At 49.1% G+C, this 17,085-nt stretch carries 16 protein-coding genes; 8 read left to right on the forward strand and 8 right to left on the reverse strand.

Annotated elements, in window-relative coordinates; genetic code table 11:
* The first annotated feature begins 129 nt into the window (after window positions 1-129).
* Window positions 130-1,095, forward strand: a complete 966-nt coding sequence (gene glk / locus NNN64_RS01315) for a glucokinase (protein WP_271440211.1) — start codon at window positions 130-132, stop codon at window positions 1,093-1,095.
* A gap of 468 nt (window positions 1,096-1,563) precedes the next feature.
* The gene (locus NNN64_RS01320; RefSeq protein WP_271440212.1) at window positions 1,564-2,190 is read left to right on the forward strand and encodes a LysE family translocator; all 627 of its coding nucleotides are present in this window, start codon (window positions 1,564-1,566) and stop codon (window positions 2,188-2,190) included.
* A gap of 78 nt (window positions 2,191-2,268) precedes the next feature.
* On the opposite strand, the gene NNN64_RS01325 is transcribed toward NNN64_RS01320, so the two are convergent.
* From NNN64_RS01325 to NNN64_RS01335, 3 genes are all read right to left on the reverse strand, one after another.
* Window positions 2,269-2,469 carry a hypothetical protein gene (locus tag NNN64_RS01325; RefSeq protein WP_271440213.1) on the reverse strand — a complete coding sequence of 67 codons (201 nt, stop codon included), beginning with the start codon at window positions 2,467-2,469 and terminating at the stop codon, window positions 2,269-2,271.
* A gap of 82 nt (window positions 2,470-2,551) precedes the next feature.
* A complete protein-coding gene (gene ypdB / locus NNN64_RS01330) occupies window positions 2,552-3,286 on the reverse strand; it encodes a two-component system response regulator YpdB (RefSeq protein ID WP_271440214.1) in 735 nt (244 codons plus the stop codon).
* Between the two features lie 14 nt (window positions 3,287-3,300).
* Window positions 3,301-4,998: a sensor histidine kinase gene (locus tag NNN64_RS01335; RefSeq protein WP_086523807.1), complete on the reverse strand. Its 1,698-nt coding sequence runs from the start codon at window positions 4,996-4,998 to the stop codon at window positions 3,301-3,303.
* A gap of 387 nt (window positions 4,999-5,385) precedes the next feature.
* On the opposite strand from NNN64_RS01335, the gene alaC reads away from it, so the two are divergent.
* Complete coding sequence (gene alaC, locus NNN64_RS01340) at window positions 5,386-6,624, forward strand: alanine transaminase (protein ID WP_137384255.1); 1,239 nt, start codon at window positions 5,386-5,388, stop codon at window positions 6,622-6,624.
* 67 nt (window positions 6,625-6,691) lie between these two features.
* On the opposite strand, the gene ypdK is transcribed toward alaC, so the two are convergent.
* Window positions 6,692-6,763: a membrane protein YpdK gene (ypdK, locus tag NNN64_RS01345; RefSeq protein ID WP_010723117.1), complete on the reverse strand. Its 72-nt coding sequence runs from the start codon at window positions 6,761-6,763 to the stop codon at window positions 6,692-6,694.
* Window positions 6,764-7,107: 344 nt separating this feature from the next.
* Here ypdK and NNN64_RS01350 point away from each other — a divergent pair, with 344 nt between their 5' ends.
* Entirely contained in the window at window positions 7,108-7,722 is a 615-nt protein-coding gene (locus NNN64_RS01350; protein WP_271440215.1) for a lysozyme inhibitor LprI family protein, read from the forward strand.
* 41 nt (window positions 7,723-7,763) lie between these two features.
* Here the strand turns inward: NNN64_RS01350 and lpxP are convergent, their stop codons facing one another.
* Window positions 7,764-8,684 (reverse strand): kdo(2)-lipid IV(A) palmitoleoyltransferase, encoded by a 921-nt coding sequence (gene lpxP / locus NNN64_RS01355; protein ID WP_005129779.1) that lies wholly within the window; start codon window positions 8,682-8,684, stop codon window positions 7,764-7,766.
* A 440-nt stretch (window positions 8,685-9,124) separates the two neighbouring features.
* Here lpxP and NNN64_RS01360 point away from each other — a divergent pair, with 440 nt between their 5' ends.
* Window positions 9,125-9,367, forward strand: coding sequence for a YfdY family protein (locus NNN64_RS01360; RefSeq protein ID WP_271440216.1), 243 nt, complete (start codon window positions 9,125-9,127; stop codon window positions 9,365-9,367).
* A gap of 115 nt (window positions 9,368-9,482) precedes the next feature.
* Here NNN64_RS01360 and pgtP read toward each other — a convergent pair whose 3' ends face one another.
* Window positions 9,483-10,874 (reverse strand): phosphoglycerate transporter PgtP, encoded by a 1,392-nt coding sequence (pgtP, locus tag NNN64_RS01365; protein ID WP_040231431.1) that lies wholly within the window; start codon window positions 10,872-10,874, stop codon window positions 9,483-9,485.
* Between the two features lie 415 nt (window positions 10,875-11,289).
* On the opposite strand from pgtP, the gene pgtC reads away from it, so the two are divergent.
* The 3 genes from pgtC to pgtA are packed head-to-tail and all read left to right on the forward strand — an operon-like array spanning window position 11,290 to window position 15,732.
* Complete coding sequence (gene pgtC / locus NNN64_RS01370; protein ID WP_271440254.1) at window positions 11,290-12,489, forward strand: phosphoglycerate transport regulator PgtC; 1,200 nt, start codon at window positions 11,290-11,292, stop codon at window positions 12,487-12,489.
* Complete coding sequence (gene pgtB, locus NNN64_RS01375; protein WP_271440217.1) at window positions 12,486-14,495, forward strand: two-component system sensor histidine kinase PgtB; 2,010 nt, start codon at window positions 12,486-12,488, stop codon at window positions 14,493-14,495. Before pgtC ends, pgtB begins: the two co-directional genes overlap by 4 nt.
* Entirely contained in the window at window positions 14,485-15,732 is a 1,248-nt protein-coding gene (gene pgtA, locus NNN64_RS01380; protein ID WP_271440218.1) for a two-component system response regulator PgtA, read from the forward strand. Before pgtB ends, pgtA begins: the two co-directional genes overlap by 11 nt.
* 100 nt (window positions 15,733-15,832) lie before the next feature.
* On the opposite strand, the gene NNN64_RS01385 is transcribed toward pgtA, so the two are convergent.
* Together NNN64_RS01385 and NNN64_RS01390 are read right to left on the reverse strand one after the other, a co-directional pair.
* Entirely contained in the window at window positions 15,833-16,372 is a 540-nt protein-coding gene (locus tag NNN64_RS01385; protein ID WP_271440219.1) for a DUF2058 domain-containing protein, read from the reverse strand.
* A 115-nt stretch (window positions 16,373-16,487) separates the two neighbouring features.
* Window positions 16,488-16,964 (reverse strand): WbuC family cupin fold metalloprotein, encoded by a 477-nt coding sequence (locus tag NNN64_RS01390; RefSeq protein ID WP_271440220.1) that lies wholly within the window; start codon window positions 16,962-16,964, stop codon window positions 16,488-16,490.
* Window positions 16,965-17,085: the final 121 nt, after the last annotated feature.

The raw sequence follows: 17,085 nt of genomic DNA on the forward strand, positions 1-17,085 counted from the left end.
AACGATAAAGTAATTCTGTGACCTGGATCGATATTCCACGGGCATCAGCCTTCAGGGCGTTGTTGTTATGCCCCCATGAATTTACAGTGTGACAAAGATTTATTCTGACTTTAGCGGAGCCGTGGAAGAATGACAAAATATGCTTTAGTGGGTGATGTTGGCGGCACCAACGCGCGTCTTGCTCTGTGCGATATTGCCAGTGGCGAGATTTCGCAAGCGAAAACCTATTCCGGGCTGGATTACCCGAGCCTTGAAGCCGTTGTGCGCGTGTACCTGGATGAGCATAGCGTTAGCGTCAAAGATGGCTGTATCGCTATTGCCTGCCCAATAACCGGTGACTGGGTGGCTATGACCAACCATACCTGGGCATTTTCTATTGCTGAGATGAAAAAGAATCTGGGCTTTAGCCATCTGGAAATCATCAATGATTTCACTGCCGTATCAATGGCAATCCCAATGCTGAAAAAAGAGCATTTGATCCAGTTTGGCGGCGCTGAGCCTGTCGAGGGCAAACCTATTGCGGTCTATGGTGCAGGCACCGGTCTCGGCGTAGCGCATCTGGTACATGTGGATAAACGCTGGGTGAGCCTGCCAGGCGAGGGAGGGCATGTAGATTTTGCGCCGAACAGCGAGGAAGAAGCTATTATCCTGGAGGTGTTGAGGGCTGAGATTGGTCACGTTTCGGCAGAGCGCGTGCTGTCCGGTCCTGGGCTGGTAAATCTGTATCGCGCGATTGTCAAATCCGACGGACGTCTGCCGGAAAATCTGCAACCGAAAGATATTACGGAACGCGCACTGGCCGATTCCTGTATTGACTGTCGTCGTGCCCTGTCGCTGTTTTGCGTCATCATGGGTCGGTTTGGCGGCGATCTGGCATTAACGTTAGGGACGTTTGGCGGGGTGTACATTGCCGGTGGCATCGTGCCGCGCTTCCTGGAATTCTTTAAAGCATCGGGTTTTCGCGGTGGTTTTGAGGATAAAGGGCGTTTTAAAGCCTATGTGCAGGATATCCCGGTCTATCTGATTGTGCATGAGAATCCCGGTCTGCTTGGTTCCGGCGCGCATTTACGCCAGACGCTGGGGCATATTCTGTAAGACTCGTGCCGGATAGCGCTTTGCGCTTATCCGGCCAACAACGAAAATAATTCCGTTGACGGTTAAAACTGAAACACCCTGAGGATGTGGGCGATTTTTTGTATTATCAATTATTACAAATGTCATTATGTTGACATTAAATATCCTGGCACAACCGCAAAAGGTTGCCGCAATAATAAGAAAAAGTATAAATATCACTCTTGTGGATAACGTGTCGAAATATCATTAAGTTAGCGTAAATTTAATGCTTTTCACTTTATGAGAACGGACATCTTATTTAGAGTAATACGTCGGGATAGTATTGCATTATCCAGGCCAGATTGCTGCAATAAGACTCGATTTATCGTGAGGAATTCTTTTTAGTATATTTAGTAAGCGGTAAAAGTGATGGAGCTTAAAGAGGCTGGTGAGCTAGAATAAACGTCCTGATTTATTGGTAATGCATTTCAGCCTGGCGAATTTTTAAATATGTTTATTCCTTCTGTTAGTGCGACGGCCTTTGTTGCTTCGATTGCCACATTGGGCATTCTTTCTCCCGGCCCGGACTTCTTTATGGTGATTAAAAATGCGGCGCGCTACAAGCGTCTTCAGGCCATGATGACGGCTCTTGGCATCGTCGGTGGTGTGGCAACCCATATGTCCTACTGTGTGGCTGGACTGGCGGTTGTTATTACCACGACACCCTGGCTATTCGATATTCTGAAATATGCGGGGGCTGCGTATCTGATTTGGGTGGGGCTGCAAGCTCTGCTGTCACGCGGACACAACAGTATGGATATGACCCAGGTTGCGCGCCAGGAAGTGACGTTAGGTAAAGCATTTCTGCAGGGTTATTTGTGCAACCTGCTCAATCCAAAAGCGACGCTGTTTTTCCTGTCGATCTTCACTCAGGTGCTGAGCGTCCAGTCTGGTTTTCCAGAAAAAGCCTGGTATGCCGGCGTTATTTTGATGGTGTCAGTGATTTGGTGGCCGGTACTCGTGATCCTTATCCAAAGTGCGCCAGTTCGCGCTGGCCTGGCAAAGGCGCAGAAAATCATCGATAAAATGCTGGGCGGTCTGCTGATTGCTCTCGGTATTAAGGTTGCTCTTAGCTAATTCGGTTTAGCCTGTAGCATGTCCTGCACACTAAGTGGCCGCGAGCTAATGGTTTAGTTAGCTCGCGACCTGTTATTGTCAGTGAGATGTCGTGCTTGTTGCGTTTTGTATCGGCAGTTTCCCGGCTCTCAGTAGCACCATCTCTTGCTTACATAGCAGTACGATAGCCTGACGAGCCTTCATTCTACGTGAGGTGAGGGCTTTTTTCACCGCACGGCGATCTGCACCCAGTTCCAGCATCTGAAAACATAACTGGGATAGCGCATGTCTGTATTTCATTGAAAACTCACTTTATTACGTTTTATAGCACCGGCAGTAGATCGCCATTTTACAACGATCCGCATGGTCATGACTAATCGCACTATAAATGCATTAATTGCCTGAATTCTTTTACTTTGCTCCGGCTAACCGGGATTTCAAATTCCAGATCTTTCAATCGCAAAATATAGGTGTTGTTAAACCACGGTTCGATCTCGCGGATTTTGTTCAGGTTTACGCAGAATGAGCGGTGGCAGCGGAAAAAATGTGAGGCAGGCAGTTTGCTGCAAAATTCGGTGATGTTCATCGGCATGACATACGATTCGCGCCGCGTGTAGACGAAGGTCATCTTTTCATGGGCTTCAGCGTAGTAAATATCGTTGATTGGCGTAACGATAATCCGCTCGTCTTTGATCAGGTTGATCGTATCGTTTTCACGCGTCACCGGGCTGCTAAGGGGGGCTCCTGTTTGCTGCTGCTGCCAGGCTGCCTCCAGTTTTTGCAACATGCCGACAATTCGTGATTCCTGGTACGGTTTCAGAATATAGTCAAACGCTTCCAGTTCAAAGGCTTCAACAGCGTGTTCTTTCCAGGCTGTAATAAACACAATAAAGGGCTTATGCGCAAACTGACTGATGTTTTGCGCCAGCAGCACACCATCCAGTGACGGAATATTTATATCCAGAAAAATAGCGTCAACGCGGTTGTGCTGCAGGTATTTAAGCACATCCAGACCGTCGTCAAATGTACCGACAATCTCCATCTGGCTGTGCTCTTTTATCAGCCAGCTAAGTTCCTGTTGGGCCAGGAATTCATCTTCAACAATGATGACTTTCACAACTTTACTCCTGGTTAAAGCAATAATGTGGCCGGGGCTGCTGCAGGTGAGTGCTGGTTTGGCACGTAAAACGCAATCTCTGTGCCAGGTTCAAGACGACGGATATGTAGCCCTTCACCGTACAGGAGCTTAACGCGGTGATGCACATTCAACAGGCCAATTTTATTGCCCGGCATTTCATTGGACTCAACGCGTTCAATGACTTTCGGATCGATACCATGGCCAGTATCTCTGACGGCAATGCGTACCCGATTACCACATTCCGCCACGCTGATCGTGACCACACCTTTCCCTTTGCAGGGTTGGATCCCATGGACGATGGCATTCTCAACCAATGGCTGAATCAGCAGGCTGGGAATAAAACAGCTGACCTCTTCATCAATATCATAAATAACCGTCAACTTATCGCCAAAACGGGCCTGTTCAATAGCAATGTAATCCTTAATTTGATACAGCTCTTTCTTGATGTCGATCTGCTCATCATCTTTTAATTCAATATTATAGCGAAGATAGCGTGATAAATTAAAAATGAGCTGGCGTGCAGTGTCCGGGTTCAGTCGCACTGACGATGAGATCGCGTTTAGCGCGTTAAACAGAAAATGGGGATTTATTTTACTTTGTAGTGCCCGCAACTCTGCCTTATTTGCCATTTCGCGTAGCTGCTCGGCGCGGGAAACCTCAAGCTGAGTCGAGATAATTTGTGACAGACCGATAGCCATTTCTTGTAATGAAGAGGTGATCTGGTGGGCATGGCAGTAGTAGATTTTCAGCGTGCCAGTGACCACACCTTTTTCCCACAACGGTATTACCAGCATGGAGTGTATTTCCGGCGTGCGATGTGCTTCATCATTGTTCTTTATGATGATTTTTCCGTAATTTATCGCCTGCTGGGTGGTCGGGCTAACGAAATCATCGTTATCGCGGTAGTTCAGTTCGCCAACGCCGACATAGGCCAGAACGTGCTGGGTATTGGTGATCGCGACGGCATCTGCATGAATATCATGGCGAATAATTTCGCACACCTGGCGTAGCGACTCGCTATTGACCTGACGAAAAAGCGGCAGGGTTTTGTTGGCGATATCCAGCGCCAGTTTAGCCTGTTTTGCCGCACTGGCTTCTTTCTCTCCTTCCACGCTTTGTACCAGCATGACGATAAAGCCGATACAGACGCTGCCAAGGATCATTGGGATACCGATTTTCGAGACGATATCCAGCCCCAGTTCGGTTGTGGGAGCCCAGGCGACCACCAGAATCATGGTCAATGATTCGCACAGCATCCCGCCTAAAATACCGGCGCGCCAGTGTTGTGCCTTAGGGATTTTTCGGTTGATCCAACCCGCAATACAGCCAGCAAGGATGCTGGTAATAAAACAGGGAAGGGCGGTAACACCTCCAATATCAATCAGATAACGGTGTGTACCCGCGATGAGTCCGGTAATGATACCGACCCATGGGCCGAACAGAATTCCGCCTGACATCACGGCAATAATACGCACGTTCACCAGTGAGCCTTCTACTGGTACACCAGACCAGGTGCTGAACAGGGCAAACATGGAGAAAATGGCCGTAACGGCGAGCAGTTCTTTCACCGAGTGGGCTGACTTGTGCAACAGTTCGCGGAACAGGCGGATACGAATCAGGAAAAACAGACAGAACAGCATCAGCGCTGCCCGATCAAAGACCGCCAGCAGCATATTGAATATTTCGTGCACAGGTGACTCTTGCGAAGGGGTTAAACCCCTATGATAGGTAACCTGAGGCTGGATGACCAGCATCCCTGTCAGCACAGGTTAATGAGGAAAAACCACAATATTAAAAGGGGATTGTTGCATGATTGTTGTATTTACAATATCCCTCCAGAGAAGGTGAACTTCAACGTAATGTATTTAACAACAAAATGTTAAAAAATGGTGATTTCATGAGGGTTAGATATTCATGCATTTCCCGTTTTAGAAACGCTGTTCCTCTTTTATGCCGATAAAAAATATTTTGCTGTACCTCTCGACAGAAGGAAATTAATCAGGCTATTTTCTAAACGTGCCACCATCGTGGCAGCGTCGCTCGGACGGTCCGGGCGCTAACGTACATCTGAGGATATTATGGCTGACTCCCGCCCTGAACGTCGTTTTACGCGTATTGATCGTCTCCCCCCTTACGTTTTTAACATTACCGCTGAACTGAAGATGGCTGCGCGTCGGCGCGGCGAAGATATTATCGATTTCAGCATGGGGAATCCGGACGGTGCTACGCCTCCTCACATTGTCGAAAAACTGTGTACCGTGGCGCAGCGCCCGGATACCCACGGTTATTCAACGTCGCGCGGTATTCCTCGTTTACGTCGGGCGATTTCTCGCTGGTATCAGGAACGCTATGACGTCGAGATCGATCCTGAATCCGAAGCGATTGTAACGATTGGCTCCAAAGAGGGGCTGGCTCACCTGATGTTGGCGACATTGGATCACGGCGACACCGTCCTGGTGCCGAATCCCAGTTACCCAATCCATATTTATGGTGCCGTTATCGCCGGAGCACAGGTGCGTTCCGTGCCGCTGGTGGAAGGGGTCGACTTCTTTAATGAACTGGAGCGTGCGATTCGCGAAAGCTATCCGAAACCGAAGATGATGATCTTAGGCTTCCCGTCCAACCCGACGGCGCAGTGTGTCGAGCTGGAGTTTTTCGAAAAGGTCGTCGCGCTGGCTAAACGCTACGATGTGCTGGTGGTTCACGACCTGGCCTATGCCGATATTGTCTACGATGGCTGGAAAGCGCCATCGATTATGCAGGTTCCGGGGGCCCGTGATGTTGCCGTTGAATTTTTCACCTTGTCGAAAAGCTATAACATGGCGGGGTGGCGCATTGGTTTTATGGTTGGCAATAAAACGCTGGTAAACGCACTGGCGCGCATTAAGAGCTATCACGATTATGGAACGTTTACACCGCTGCAGGTAGCCGCTATTGCCGCGCTGGAAGGTGATCAGCAGTGTGTACGGGATATCGCTGAGCAATATAAGCGTCGTCGCGATGTGCTGGTCAAAGGGCTGCATGAAGCGGGCTGGATGGTTGAAATGCCAAAAGCGTCGATGTACGTGTGGGCGAAAATTCCGGAGCAGTACGCCGCAATGGGGTCGCTTGAATTTGCCAAAAAATTGCTGAATGAGGCGAAGGTTTGTGTTTCGCCGGGGATTGGCTTTGGGGACTATGGTGATACACACGTGCGTTTTGCGTTGATTGAGAACCGTGACCGTACCCGCCAGGCAATCCGCGGAATCAAAGCCATGTTCCGCGCAGATGGTTTACTCCCGGCCAGCCCGAAATCAGCCACTGAAAGTACCGACTAGCAAAACTTTCACCTTACAACGCAAACAGGAGCCAAATGGCTCCTGTTTTTTTGCTGCATCTTTCAATTTAGATCATCAGGGCAAAAGTACCGGCCCATACGATGACCATAAAAGAAATGCCCATAAAGAAATATTTCACTTTTCATCTCTCCGCATACGATGAGTACGCCTAAATGAACATATGCTTACCTGACAGAGAGCTGATGCGAGCATAAACGAAAGGGAGAATACCCCGCGTTTGCTTGGCTGCATCACCTCAGAATTCTGAGCTTTAATGCTCCAGACGGCGCTAATGTACGCCTAAAAATGAGGTGAAACAAGAGGCATTTTTTTATTTAATTTTAGTAACTTACAAGTGTCGTGATTCGGCGACAGTTTAATTTCTGACGGTAATAAATTGCTATTGAGCGACGTAGTTGTTACTCAGAGAATTCTCATATCACCTTGAGGTTAATGCGGTTAATTTTCTCGCGGAATTTGATAATGAAAAGGTTAAAAATGACCAGATTAATGATGTTAGCACTTGTTCTTGCGCCATTAACGTCGATGGCAGCTGCACCACAAGCGTTCAATTTCAGCTGCGCAAGTATTGGTGGCGTGAATAGTGATGGTAAAGGCAATGTATGGATTAATGGCACAAAAGCGACCATTAAGACCTTTAATGAAAATTATTGGGAGGCGAAGAGCGGTAAAAATACCGTCTCAATTTCCAGAAAAGATGACGGAAACCCGGAAGTGTCCTGGGCTGGCCCAAACCGCAAGCATGGGATTTGTCAGCCTGAAGATAATGTTGATTTCTCCCCAGCGAAAAAATCGACCCATGCTGGTCCATCGTTCTCCTGTTCTGCAGTGGAAAAGGGAAGCATGGAAGAGATTATCTGTCAGAGCCCGTCGCTTTCCGCAATGGATTTAAAATTGAACGGGATCTACAAGCAGGCGCTGACTAAATCGAAAAATGACCCGACGCTAAAAGCAGAGCAACGAGGCTGGATCAAAGGACGTAATGAATGCTGGAAAGAGCAGGATAAGCCCGCCTGCCTTGCCAGAGAATATAGCGAACGAATGACTGAATTACAGAACAAGTGGGGTGTTAAGTAATTCAAGTGCAGAAATAAAGAAAGGCCATTCGGCCTTTCTTTTTAGACATATAGCGAGGCTTCACCCATCGGGCGGGTTTTGAAACGACGATGGATCCAGAGATACTGCTCGGGTGCCCGCATGATCTCTTTCTCAATGATTTTGTTCATATAGGCCGCGGCCTGGTTTTCATCTTCCGGGTAGCCTTCCATTTCTGGCGTGATAAACAGACGGTAGCCGGAGTTATCAGATTTTCTCACCATGGTGACGGTCAGCATTTTCGCCCCTGACAAGCGTGACAGCACGTAGGTACCGTTGGTTGTCGCAACATCTTTGACGGCGAAGAATGGCGCAAATGAGCTGCCTTTACGGCCATAATCCTGATCGGGTGCAAACCATACGGCTTCCCCTTTTTTCAGTGCGCCGACAATGCCGCGCAGATTATTTCTGCCGATCATGGCTTTGTTCGAGCGCATACGGCCACGGGTTTGTATCCACTCCATTAATTTGTTGTTGTGCGGGCGGTAGGTTGCCATCATTGGCTGGCAAAGCCCCATCACACGGCCCCCCAGTTCCAGCGACATAAAATGCACGCCGACTACCATTACGCCACGGTTATGCGCCTGAGCGCGTTGCAGGTTGTCCAGGCCTTCAACATCAAACCATTTACGCACCCGGCGATCTGGCCAGAACCAGGCCATTCCGGTTTCAAGCAGTGCCATGCCGAGTGAGCGGAAGTTCTCGTCGACCAGTTTGTTCCTTTCTTCTTGTGACAGATTCGGGAAACAGAGTTCGAGATTTTTATGGGCAATGGATTCCCGGCGCTTTAAAAATGGGCGCGCCAGCGTACCTGTACGGGTGCCCAGAAAACATAAAACAGGATAAGGGAGTTGCACCAGTAACCAGAGCACACCGACACCGAACCATGTGAGCCAGTAGCGCGGATGCAAAAACGCGCGCGAAAATTTACATTGGGGGAACATAAGCACCTGTTGTTGGTACGAAAATAATGTATCGCGAAGATTCTTTGTCTACAGCGTTACTCTCTGACACTGAACAGTTAGGTCACTATGAGCGACAATGGTTCCTGTAAAGAGTGTAAAACTGAGTCAGGACAAACCACGAGGGGTATGAATGATCGGACGCACAATGTACACCCGAAGATTAATGTCATCCAGAAATAATTCCTCAAGTTTCGTAAATGTTTTTTGGTCGATAAAAAGCAAGAATAGGTTTATAGATAATTTGTTGTTTTTATGACGATTAAATAAAGGCCAACAGAGAATGCTCTGTTCAGAAGGTGAACAGTTATTGTAGCGAAAATGTTGCTTGAATTGCGAACGGATAGGAATTGTCTTAGACTATAAAATCAAGGAAGTGTAAGGACTTACGTCGATTTTTACGGCAGACAGGAGGTAACGCTATGTTCTATTTTTGGACTTTCCTCGCATTGAGCATTCTGTGCGTCAGTTGCTATATTTGGCAGGTAATGGGCGCTGCCGCGTCAATTAGTTCTTTTTTCGGCATGGCTATCCTTACGGCATTAATTTATTTCTTTACCATACGGTTGACTGATGGAAACGAAATGGTAACGGGACTATTTCTTTTTCTTGCCCCGACATGCGGATTGATCATTCGCTTTATGGTGGGGGATGATAAGCATTAAATCGAAGGTTCATAACTGAAAACGCAATTGTGTACCCCATTGACTGATTTTCTGGCTTCCATCTGAGCAAACTAAAGTGCCAGCATCGCTGGCACTTTTTTCTCTCTAAAGCAGATTACCTTGCATCAGCAAGCTGCAGCTCGGTGTCCTGTTGTTGGGCATTTTTTCGTTGTTGTTCGAGTTCCAGCGCCCCGCGGTGAGACAGATAGCAGAACAGAATGCAGCAGACAATCCCGCCCATCAGCAGATAGAAACCGCCATGCCATCCCATTTTATCGACCATGACACCAAACAGACTGGTTCCCAGCGATGCACCAAAAATGTAGCTCATAAAACCACGTAATCCGACCGCCGAACCGACAGCAAAGCTAGGGACGATTTCCATGGTCTGAACAGACGCCAGGAACTGGGGAACATAGATCAAGCACCCGACGATGGCAGCAAAAATAGTGACCATCAGCAGAGATTCACTTTTCCAGTAACCAATCAGGCAGACGAAGATCAGCGCCATACAAATCATGGCCAACGGCATGCGACGACCTTTAAACAGTTTGTCGGTCAGCCAGCCTGCCAGCAATGTGGAAGGAATTGCCGCCCATTCGAAAAACAGGAACGCCACACTCATTTGCTCTTTCGAGAAATGTTTTTCAGTTAACAGATAAATCGGTAACCAACTGATCATGCCAAAACGCACCATATAGACAAAAACGTCTACCAGTGAAACATACCAGGCATTTTTGTTACGCAGCACGTAGGTGCAAAAAATCTGAAAGGCGCTCATGTTTTCCGGTGCCTGGGTTACGTGCCGGGCATTTAACACGACTTTTTCTTCCGGCATCATCTGTTCCAGAGCAGGCAAGCCTTCTTCGCGTGGTGAGCCTTTGCCCAACATCAGAACAATAAAAGCAAATAGCACCGCAACACAGGCTGGGACGATATAGCTGGCGCTTTGCCAGTGTTCGCTGCCGAGAATAGCAAAGGCGGCGCCAACAATGGGGGCGACAATACCGCCACCGACGTTGTGTGAGATATTCCAGAATGCGCCAACGCGTCCACGCTCTTTGCGTGGGAACCAGTTGGCGATGGTAATAAACGAGGGACCGACGCCCATCCCCTGGAACAACCCGTTGAAGACCACCAGCGCGGCAAAAATCCAGAATCCGGTGCTGAACCCTAAGCCAACGTTGACAATGGCGCACAGGATCAGACCGCAAGCCATAAAGACTTTCGGGCTGGCTTTGTCTGCCAGGCTGCTCATGATGCCTTTACTGATCCCATAGGCAATAAGCATACAACTGCTGAGTAAACCAATCTGTGTTGCGCTGAGATCCAGATGTTCTTTCAGGTACGGGGTCGAGAGGGTGAAGTTATTGCGTACAATATAATACGCAAGATAACCAAGAAATACGCTAAGTAACGCCTGAATGCGGTATCGACCGTAAGTCTCCTGAATTTTTTCTTCCGGGACTTTATTTGCCGATGGCCCTGTCTTGAATATTGATAACATATCATCACCTAAATTTATATTGATGTGAATATCAGGATTTTTCGCAGTGAAGAGTGAAATAGGTGGCGAAGAAATTCAAATTGAAGAAATGTGTCACTATTGACTCAATTTGCTGAAAGTGGGACTGATTTTGACCCTTTTGAATTATGGTGAGGTCAGAACTATTATTCTGAATGCGTTTTTATCATCAGCATGTGCGGGTATTAACAAATTCAAACGACATTTTCGGGTATTCTTTATCTCTGTTATCGCATTCCGTCTGGTTATTCTGATAGCGGTTTTATCTTTTTCACCTGTCATGATAAACGGGTAAGTTTTGTCTCAATATTATTTTTCGACGATGTTGGTATTTATGAACAGGATCACAAACAGACTTTTCTGCCGGGGTAGTTTGTTGGCGCTCTCACTGTGTTTTATGTCGCTGTCGGCGACCTGTCTGGCACAGGGGAAGGAGCTGGTGATGGCGACGACGTTTTCCCCGGGGGCAACGGCCTGGATTATTCAGCGCTGGCAAACGGAGCCGGGGTCCGTGATGATCCGCACGCTGAACCGGACCAGTTCTTCTCTCGAACAATTGCTCGATACGGCGAATGCGGAAAACGTTGACCTGATTTTAACCTCTTCGCCGATGCTACTACAGCATCTTCAGGAGCATCAGAAACTTGCTCCTTTTGATAACGCATTGCCGGAAAGCCAGCGGCTGGTGCCTGAGTCAATACGGTCGACGTCTGTAGCCGTGGCGATCTCAGGATTTGGTCTGCTGATTAATCGTTCAGCACTGACGGCGCGACATCTGCCTCCACCGACGGACTGGGGGGATTTAACGCATCCTAAATATCAAAATGCCCTGCTGATGAGTAGTCCATCGCGCTCCGATACCAATCACCTGATGGTTGAATCACTGCTGCAGCAAAAGGGGTGGCAAGAAGGTTGGGCGACATTGCTGGCCAGTGCCGGGAACCTGGTGACCATCTCATCACGCAGCTTTGGTGTTGCGGATAAAATTAAGAGCGGATTGGGCGTTGCGGGACCGGTTATTGATAACTATGCCAATCTGCTGCTCAATGACCCCAATCTGACCTTTACTTACTTCCCACACTCTGCGGTCTCGCCGACCTACGTAGCTGTGCTGAAAAACAGCCCGCGTGCCAATGAAGCACAACGTTTTATCCGCTATTTATTGAGCCCGGAAGGACAGCGGATCCTTGCCGATGCGAATACCGGTAAATATCCGGTAACGTCGCTGGCAGCAGATAACCCGCGTGCAGCCCAACAGGCCATTTTGATGAAACAGCCACCGCTTAATTACCGTCTGATCCTGAAACGTCAACAGCTGGTCCAGCGGATGTTTGATACGGCCATCAGTTTCCGCCTCGCACAGCTTAAGGATGCCTGGCGAGCGCTGTACAGTGCGGAAGCACGTCTGAAACACCCGTTACCCGAAATCAGAGCGCTGTTAACCCAGGTCCCAATCGACGCCAGGAGCAGCGAAGATGAAGCCTGGCTTGCTCAATTCGATAATAAAAGTTTTGCTGAACAGCAAATGATGGAGTGGCAACTCTGGTTTCTTAACAACCAGCGCCTGGCGATATCAAAACTGGAAGAACTACAATGAAAGGCGGTTCGCTATGGCAACGTCTTCGTCAGCTCAGCATCAGCAGCAGTTTGCGGGGTGCTTTTCTGACGGGAGCTTTACTGACGCTAAGCGTGAGCTGTGTCAGTTTGTATTCCTGGCATGAGCAAAGCTCGCAAATCCGCTATTCGCTCGATGACTATTTCCCGCGCGTGCATTCCGCTTTTTTGATTGAAGGGAATCTTAACCTGGTTGTCGATCAGCTTAATGAATTCCTGCTTGCCCCCAACACGACTGTACGGCTGCAACTGCGCAATCAGATCATAGAACATCTGGACAAAATTGAACTGCTGAGTCGGGGATTGCAACCCACGGAACAGCAACAGCTGGCGGTGATTTTGCAGGATAGCCGGGCGTTGATGACCGAGCTGGACAGGGTGCTCTACAACATGTTCCTGGTACGCGAAAAAGTCAGCGAACTTTCCGCGCGAATCGACTGGTTACATGATGATTTCACGACCGAACTGAACTCTCTGGTGCAGGATTTCACCTGGCAGCAGGGAACGTTGTTGGATCAAATTGAAGCGAAAAATGGTGACGCGGCGTTGTACCTGAAACGCGCCAGGGAGGTGCAAAATGAGCAGCAACAGGTGTACACGCTGGCAAGAATTGAAAACCAGATTGTCGATGATTTACGCGACAGGTTGAATGAACTGAAGTCAGGTAGCGACGACGGCATGCTGGTAGAGAATCATATTCGTTATCTGGAAAATTTGAAGAAAACGGCGGATGAAAATATCCGCACCCTGGACGACTGGCCCAGTACTATCACGTTGCGACAAACCATCGACGAATTGCTGGAAATCGGGATGATGAAAAACAAAATGCCCGATACGATGCGCGATTACGTCGCGGCGCAAAAAGCGCTGGTTGATGCCAGTCATGCCAGAGAAGCTACGCTTGGTCGTTTTCGAACATTGCTTGAGGCTCAGTTGGGAAGTAGTCATCAGCAAATGCAGATGTTTAACCAGCGACTGGAGCAGATTGTTCGCGTCAGCGGTGGGCTTATTCTGCTGGCGACGCTATTGGCGCTGCTTCTTGCCTGGGGGCTCAACCACTACTTTATCCGTTCACGGTTGGTGAAGCGTTTTACCGCGCTCAACCAGGCCGTGGTGCAAATTGGTCTTGGCAGAACCGATGCCTCGATCCCGGTTTATGGTCGTGATGAGCTAGGGCGCATTGCGGGGTTACTGCGCCATACGCTGGGTCAGCTCAATACGCAAAAAAGTCAGCTTGAGCAGGAAGTGGCAGAGCGTAAGGAGATTGAAGCCGATCTGCGAGCGACCCAGGGCGAATTGATTCAGACGGCGAAACTGGCGGTGGTTGGACAGACCATGACCACGCTGGCCCACGAAATCAATCAACCACTGAATGCCTTGTCGATGTATCTGTTTACTGCGGGCAGGGCAATTGAACAGGAGCAGTTGGTGCAGGCCAGAAGTACGTTAACCAAAGCTGAAGGACTCATTACCCGTATCGATGCCATTATTCGCTCATTACGGCAGTTTGCGCGCCGGGCCGGGCCGGGGGCTCCACTGCATCCGGTCGATTTACGACAAACCTTCAGCGCGGCCTGGGAGTTATTGTCTATGCGGCATAAACCGCAGCAGGCTACGCTTTCGCTGCCGGTTGAGTGCGTGTGGGTTACGGGCGATGAGGTGAGAATTCAGCAAGTTCTGGTAAACATACTGGCAAATGCGTTGGATGCCTGCCCGATTGCCGCGAAGATTGACGTTCACTGGCAGACCGAAGGTAGTACGGTATGTGTCTTTGTCAGCGATAATGGCCCCGGCTGGCCTGGTGCACTGCTGCCGTCGCTATTAAAACCGTTTACCACCAGTAAGGATGTTGGTCTTGGTATTGGGCTATCAATTTGTGTCTCGTTAATGACGCAGATGAACGGTGAGCTACGCCTGGCATCGACGCTGGGGCGCAATGCCTGCGTGGTACTGCAATTCAACCTGACGGATGTAGAAGATGTTGAGTGATGAATATTCTGTTCTGCTGATTGATGATGATGCCGATGTCCTTGATGCTTACACCTTGTTGCTTGAGCAGGCAGGCTATCGGGTATGCGCGTGCAATAACCCCTATGATGCCCGAAATTGGCTACAGGCTGACTGGCCCGGTATCGTCCTGAGTGACGTGTGTATGCCCGGCTGTAACGGTATCGAACTGATGGCTCTTTTTCATCAGGATGATAACCAACTGCCGATCCTGCTGATTACCGGACATGGTGATGTGCCGATGGCGGTGGATGCGGTGAAGAAAGGGGCATGGGATTTTCTGCAAAAGCCGGTCGATCCCGGCAAGCTGCTGTTGCAGGTTGCAGAGGCGTTGCAGCAGCGAAAATCTGTGATTGCCCGTCGTCATTACTGCCAACAAAAGCTGCAGGTTGAGCTGGTTGGCTACAGCGACTGGATAAATCAGTACCGTCAACGCCTGCAGCAACTGGCAGAAACGGATCTTGCCGTCTGGTTTTATGGGGAGCCGGGGACGGGACGCATGACGGGAGCCCGTTATCTGCATCAACTGGGACGTAGCGCCCAGGGGCCGCTTATTCGCGCAGAGCTCACCATCGGGAACACCGCTCAGCTCGATGAGCTGATTGCACAAGCGCAAGGCGGGACGCTGGTATTAAGCCATATAGCGTGTTTGACGCGCGAGCAGCAGCAGCAGTTGGTTCACCTGCAAAGCCAGGAGCGGCGTCCTTTTCGGTTAATTGGTATTGGTACGACATCGCTGGTGGAGCTGGCGGCAACAAACCAGATCGTGGCCGAACTGTATTACTGCTTCGCCATGACGCAAATCGCCTGCCAGCCTCTATCCCTGCGCCCGGACGATATTGAGCCGCTATTTCGCCATTACCTGCAAAAAGCCTGCCTGCGTCTGAACCACCCCATTCCGGAGGTCGACGGGGAATTGCTGAAAGGGATGCGACGTCGTGTATGGCTGAGCAATGTGCGAGAGCTGGCAAACGCCGCAGAGCTTTTTGCCGTTGGGTTGCTGCCATTGGCGGAAACCGCCAATCCGCAGTTGCATATGCCGGAACCGACACCGTTAGATCGCCGGGTTGAAGAGTATGAGCGGCAAATCATTACCGAAGCGCTAAATATTCATCAAGGGCGTATTAATGAAGTGGCAGAATATCTGCAAATTCCGCGCAAAAAACTGTATTTGCGGATGAGAAAATACGGGCTAAGCAAAGAGCATTATAAGTTCTAGAGAGAGGAGGCGCGGTTATGATAAGGGTAATTGAATGAACATCTGAGTCGTCACCTCATTATTAGAAAAAATGCCGGACTTATTATCCGGCATTTTTCACTTACCACATTAAATCGTCAGGTACGACGAAGTCAGCATACGGATCGTCTTCGTCTTTCGCTTCCTGGCTCAGCTCACAATTTAAGACGATGTAGCTGTCGTCACGTTGTGCAATTTTATCGGCAACGACGGCCGGGATAATAGCATATTCACTGTCGCGGTCGCTTTCGGCAGTCAGCCGGGCAATAGCCAGACGCCCTTTAATCAATTGCGCCTGTGTCAGCTTATCCACGTAGATTTTTTTTATCAGATTATTATCGGTGAAGTTATACCCAATATCACCTTTAGAAATGGTGATTTTGTTCATTTCAATAAGCTGCTTTATCTGCGCTTTGTATTCTTTCGACAGCGTCGCTTGTTTCTGTTGATCGCTTAACTGCTTATCCCGTTCAATTTGTGCTTTTTTATTCTCTTCAACCGCTTCTCTGGCTTCACGGGCCTGAACGCGCGATTTTTTCGCTGTTCTCTGTACTTTCGCCATTTTTTTGCTGGAGACTAAGCCAGCTTTCAGCATCTGCTCTTGTAGGGTGAGTTTTGTCATTTTTGCGTCTGATCCAATAAAATCGTTGTCAGGATTATAACCTTAACGTCCAACGGGATGCCAGAATACGGGGTTTGCCAAACTGGTTTGGCTTCTGTCTGTTACCGCGACAGGCTCAGGCGCTAAACGGCGCATCTCCGGGCTGAACATGCTGATACCAGGCTATCAACTCAGCCGTACCGGGCTCGCCCTCGGCAGGCGCCCAGGCCGCAACGTCTTGTTCGGCCACGGGTTGATAACCACCGTGTTTAACTTCAAAAATAACGCCCCCCTTATCCAGGGACAAGACGGCGTGCCAGGTACCGGCATCCATCTCCAGCGCCATACAGTCCTCTCCTAACACAACACGCCGCGTAACGACGCCGCTCTCATCAAAATTCAATACCACAAAGCGCCCGCTGAGAGGTAATAACAGCTCAAAGGTATGTGGGTGGCGATGAGGACGGACATAGGTTCCGGGTTCCATCGCAATCGCCAGACGCTGAACGGGATCGCTTAGTTGCGGATGAAAATTACGATGTGCGCGCAAGCGAGGAGAATGGGCTGCCGCTTCACTTTGTTGTTGCAGATCGCTGAAGGTTATTTGTTTCATGTTAGCCGCCAGAAAGGAGTCCAGTGTCAGTCAGTCTGTTTGGATTGTGCAAAGCAGTGTATGTGAAGGCGATATTGGTAGGGAAGGCATTCATACCCAATAATCATAACAGACTATAATT

Origin of the sequence: Citrobacter sp. Igbk 14 (assembly GCF_028069825.1) — a bacterium.
Lineage (GTDB): Bacteria > Pseudomonadota > Gammaproteobacteria > Enterobacterales > Enterobacteriaceae > Citrobacter.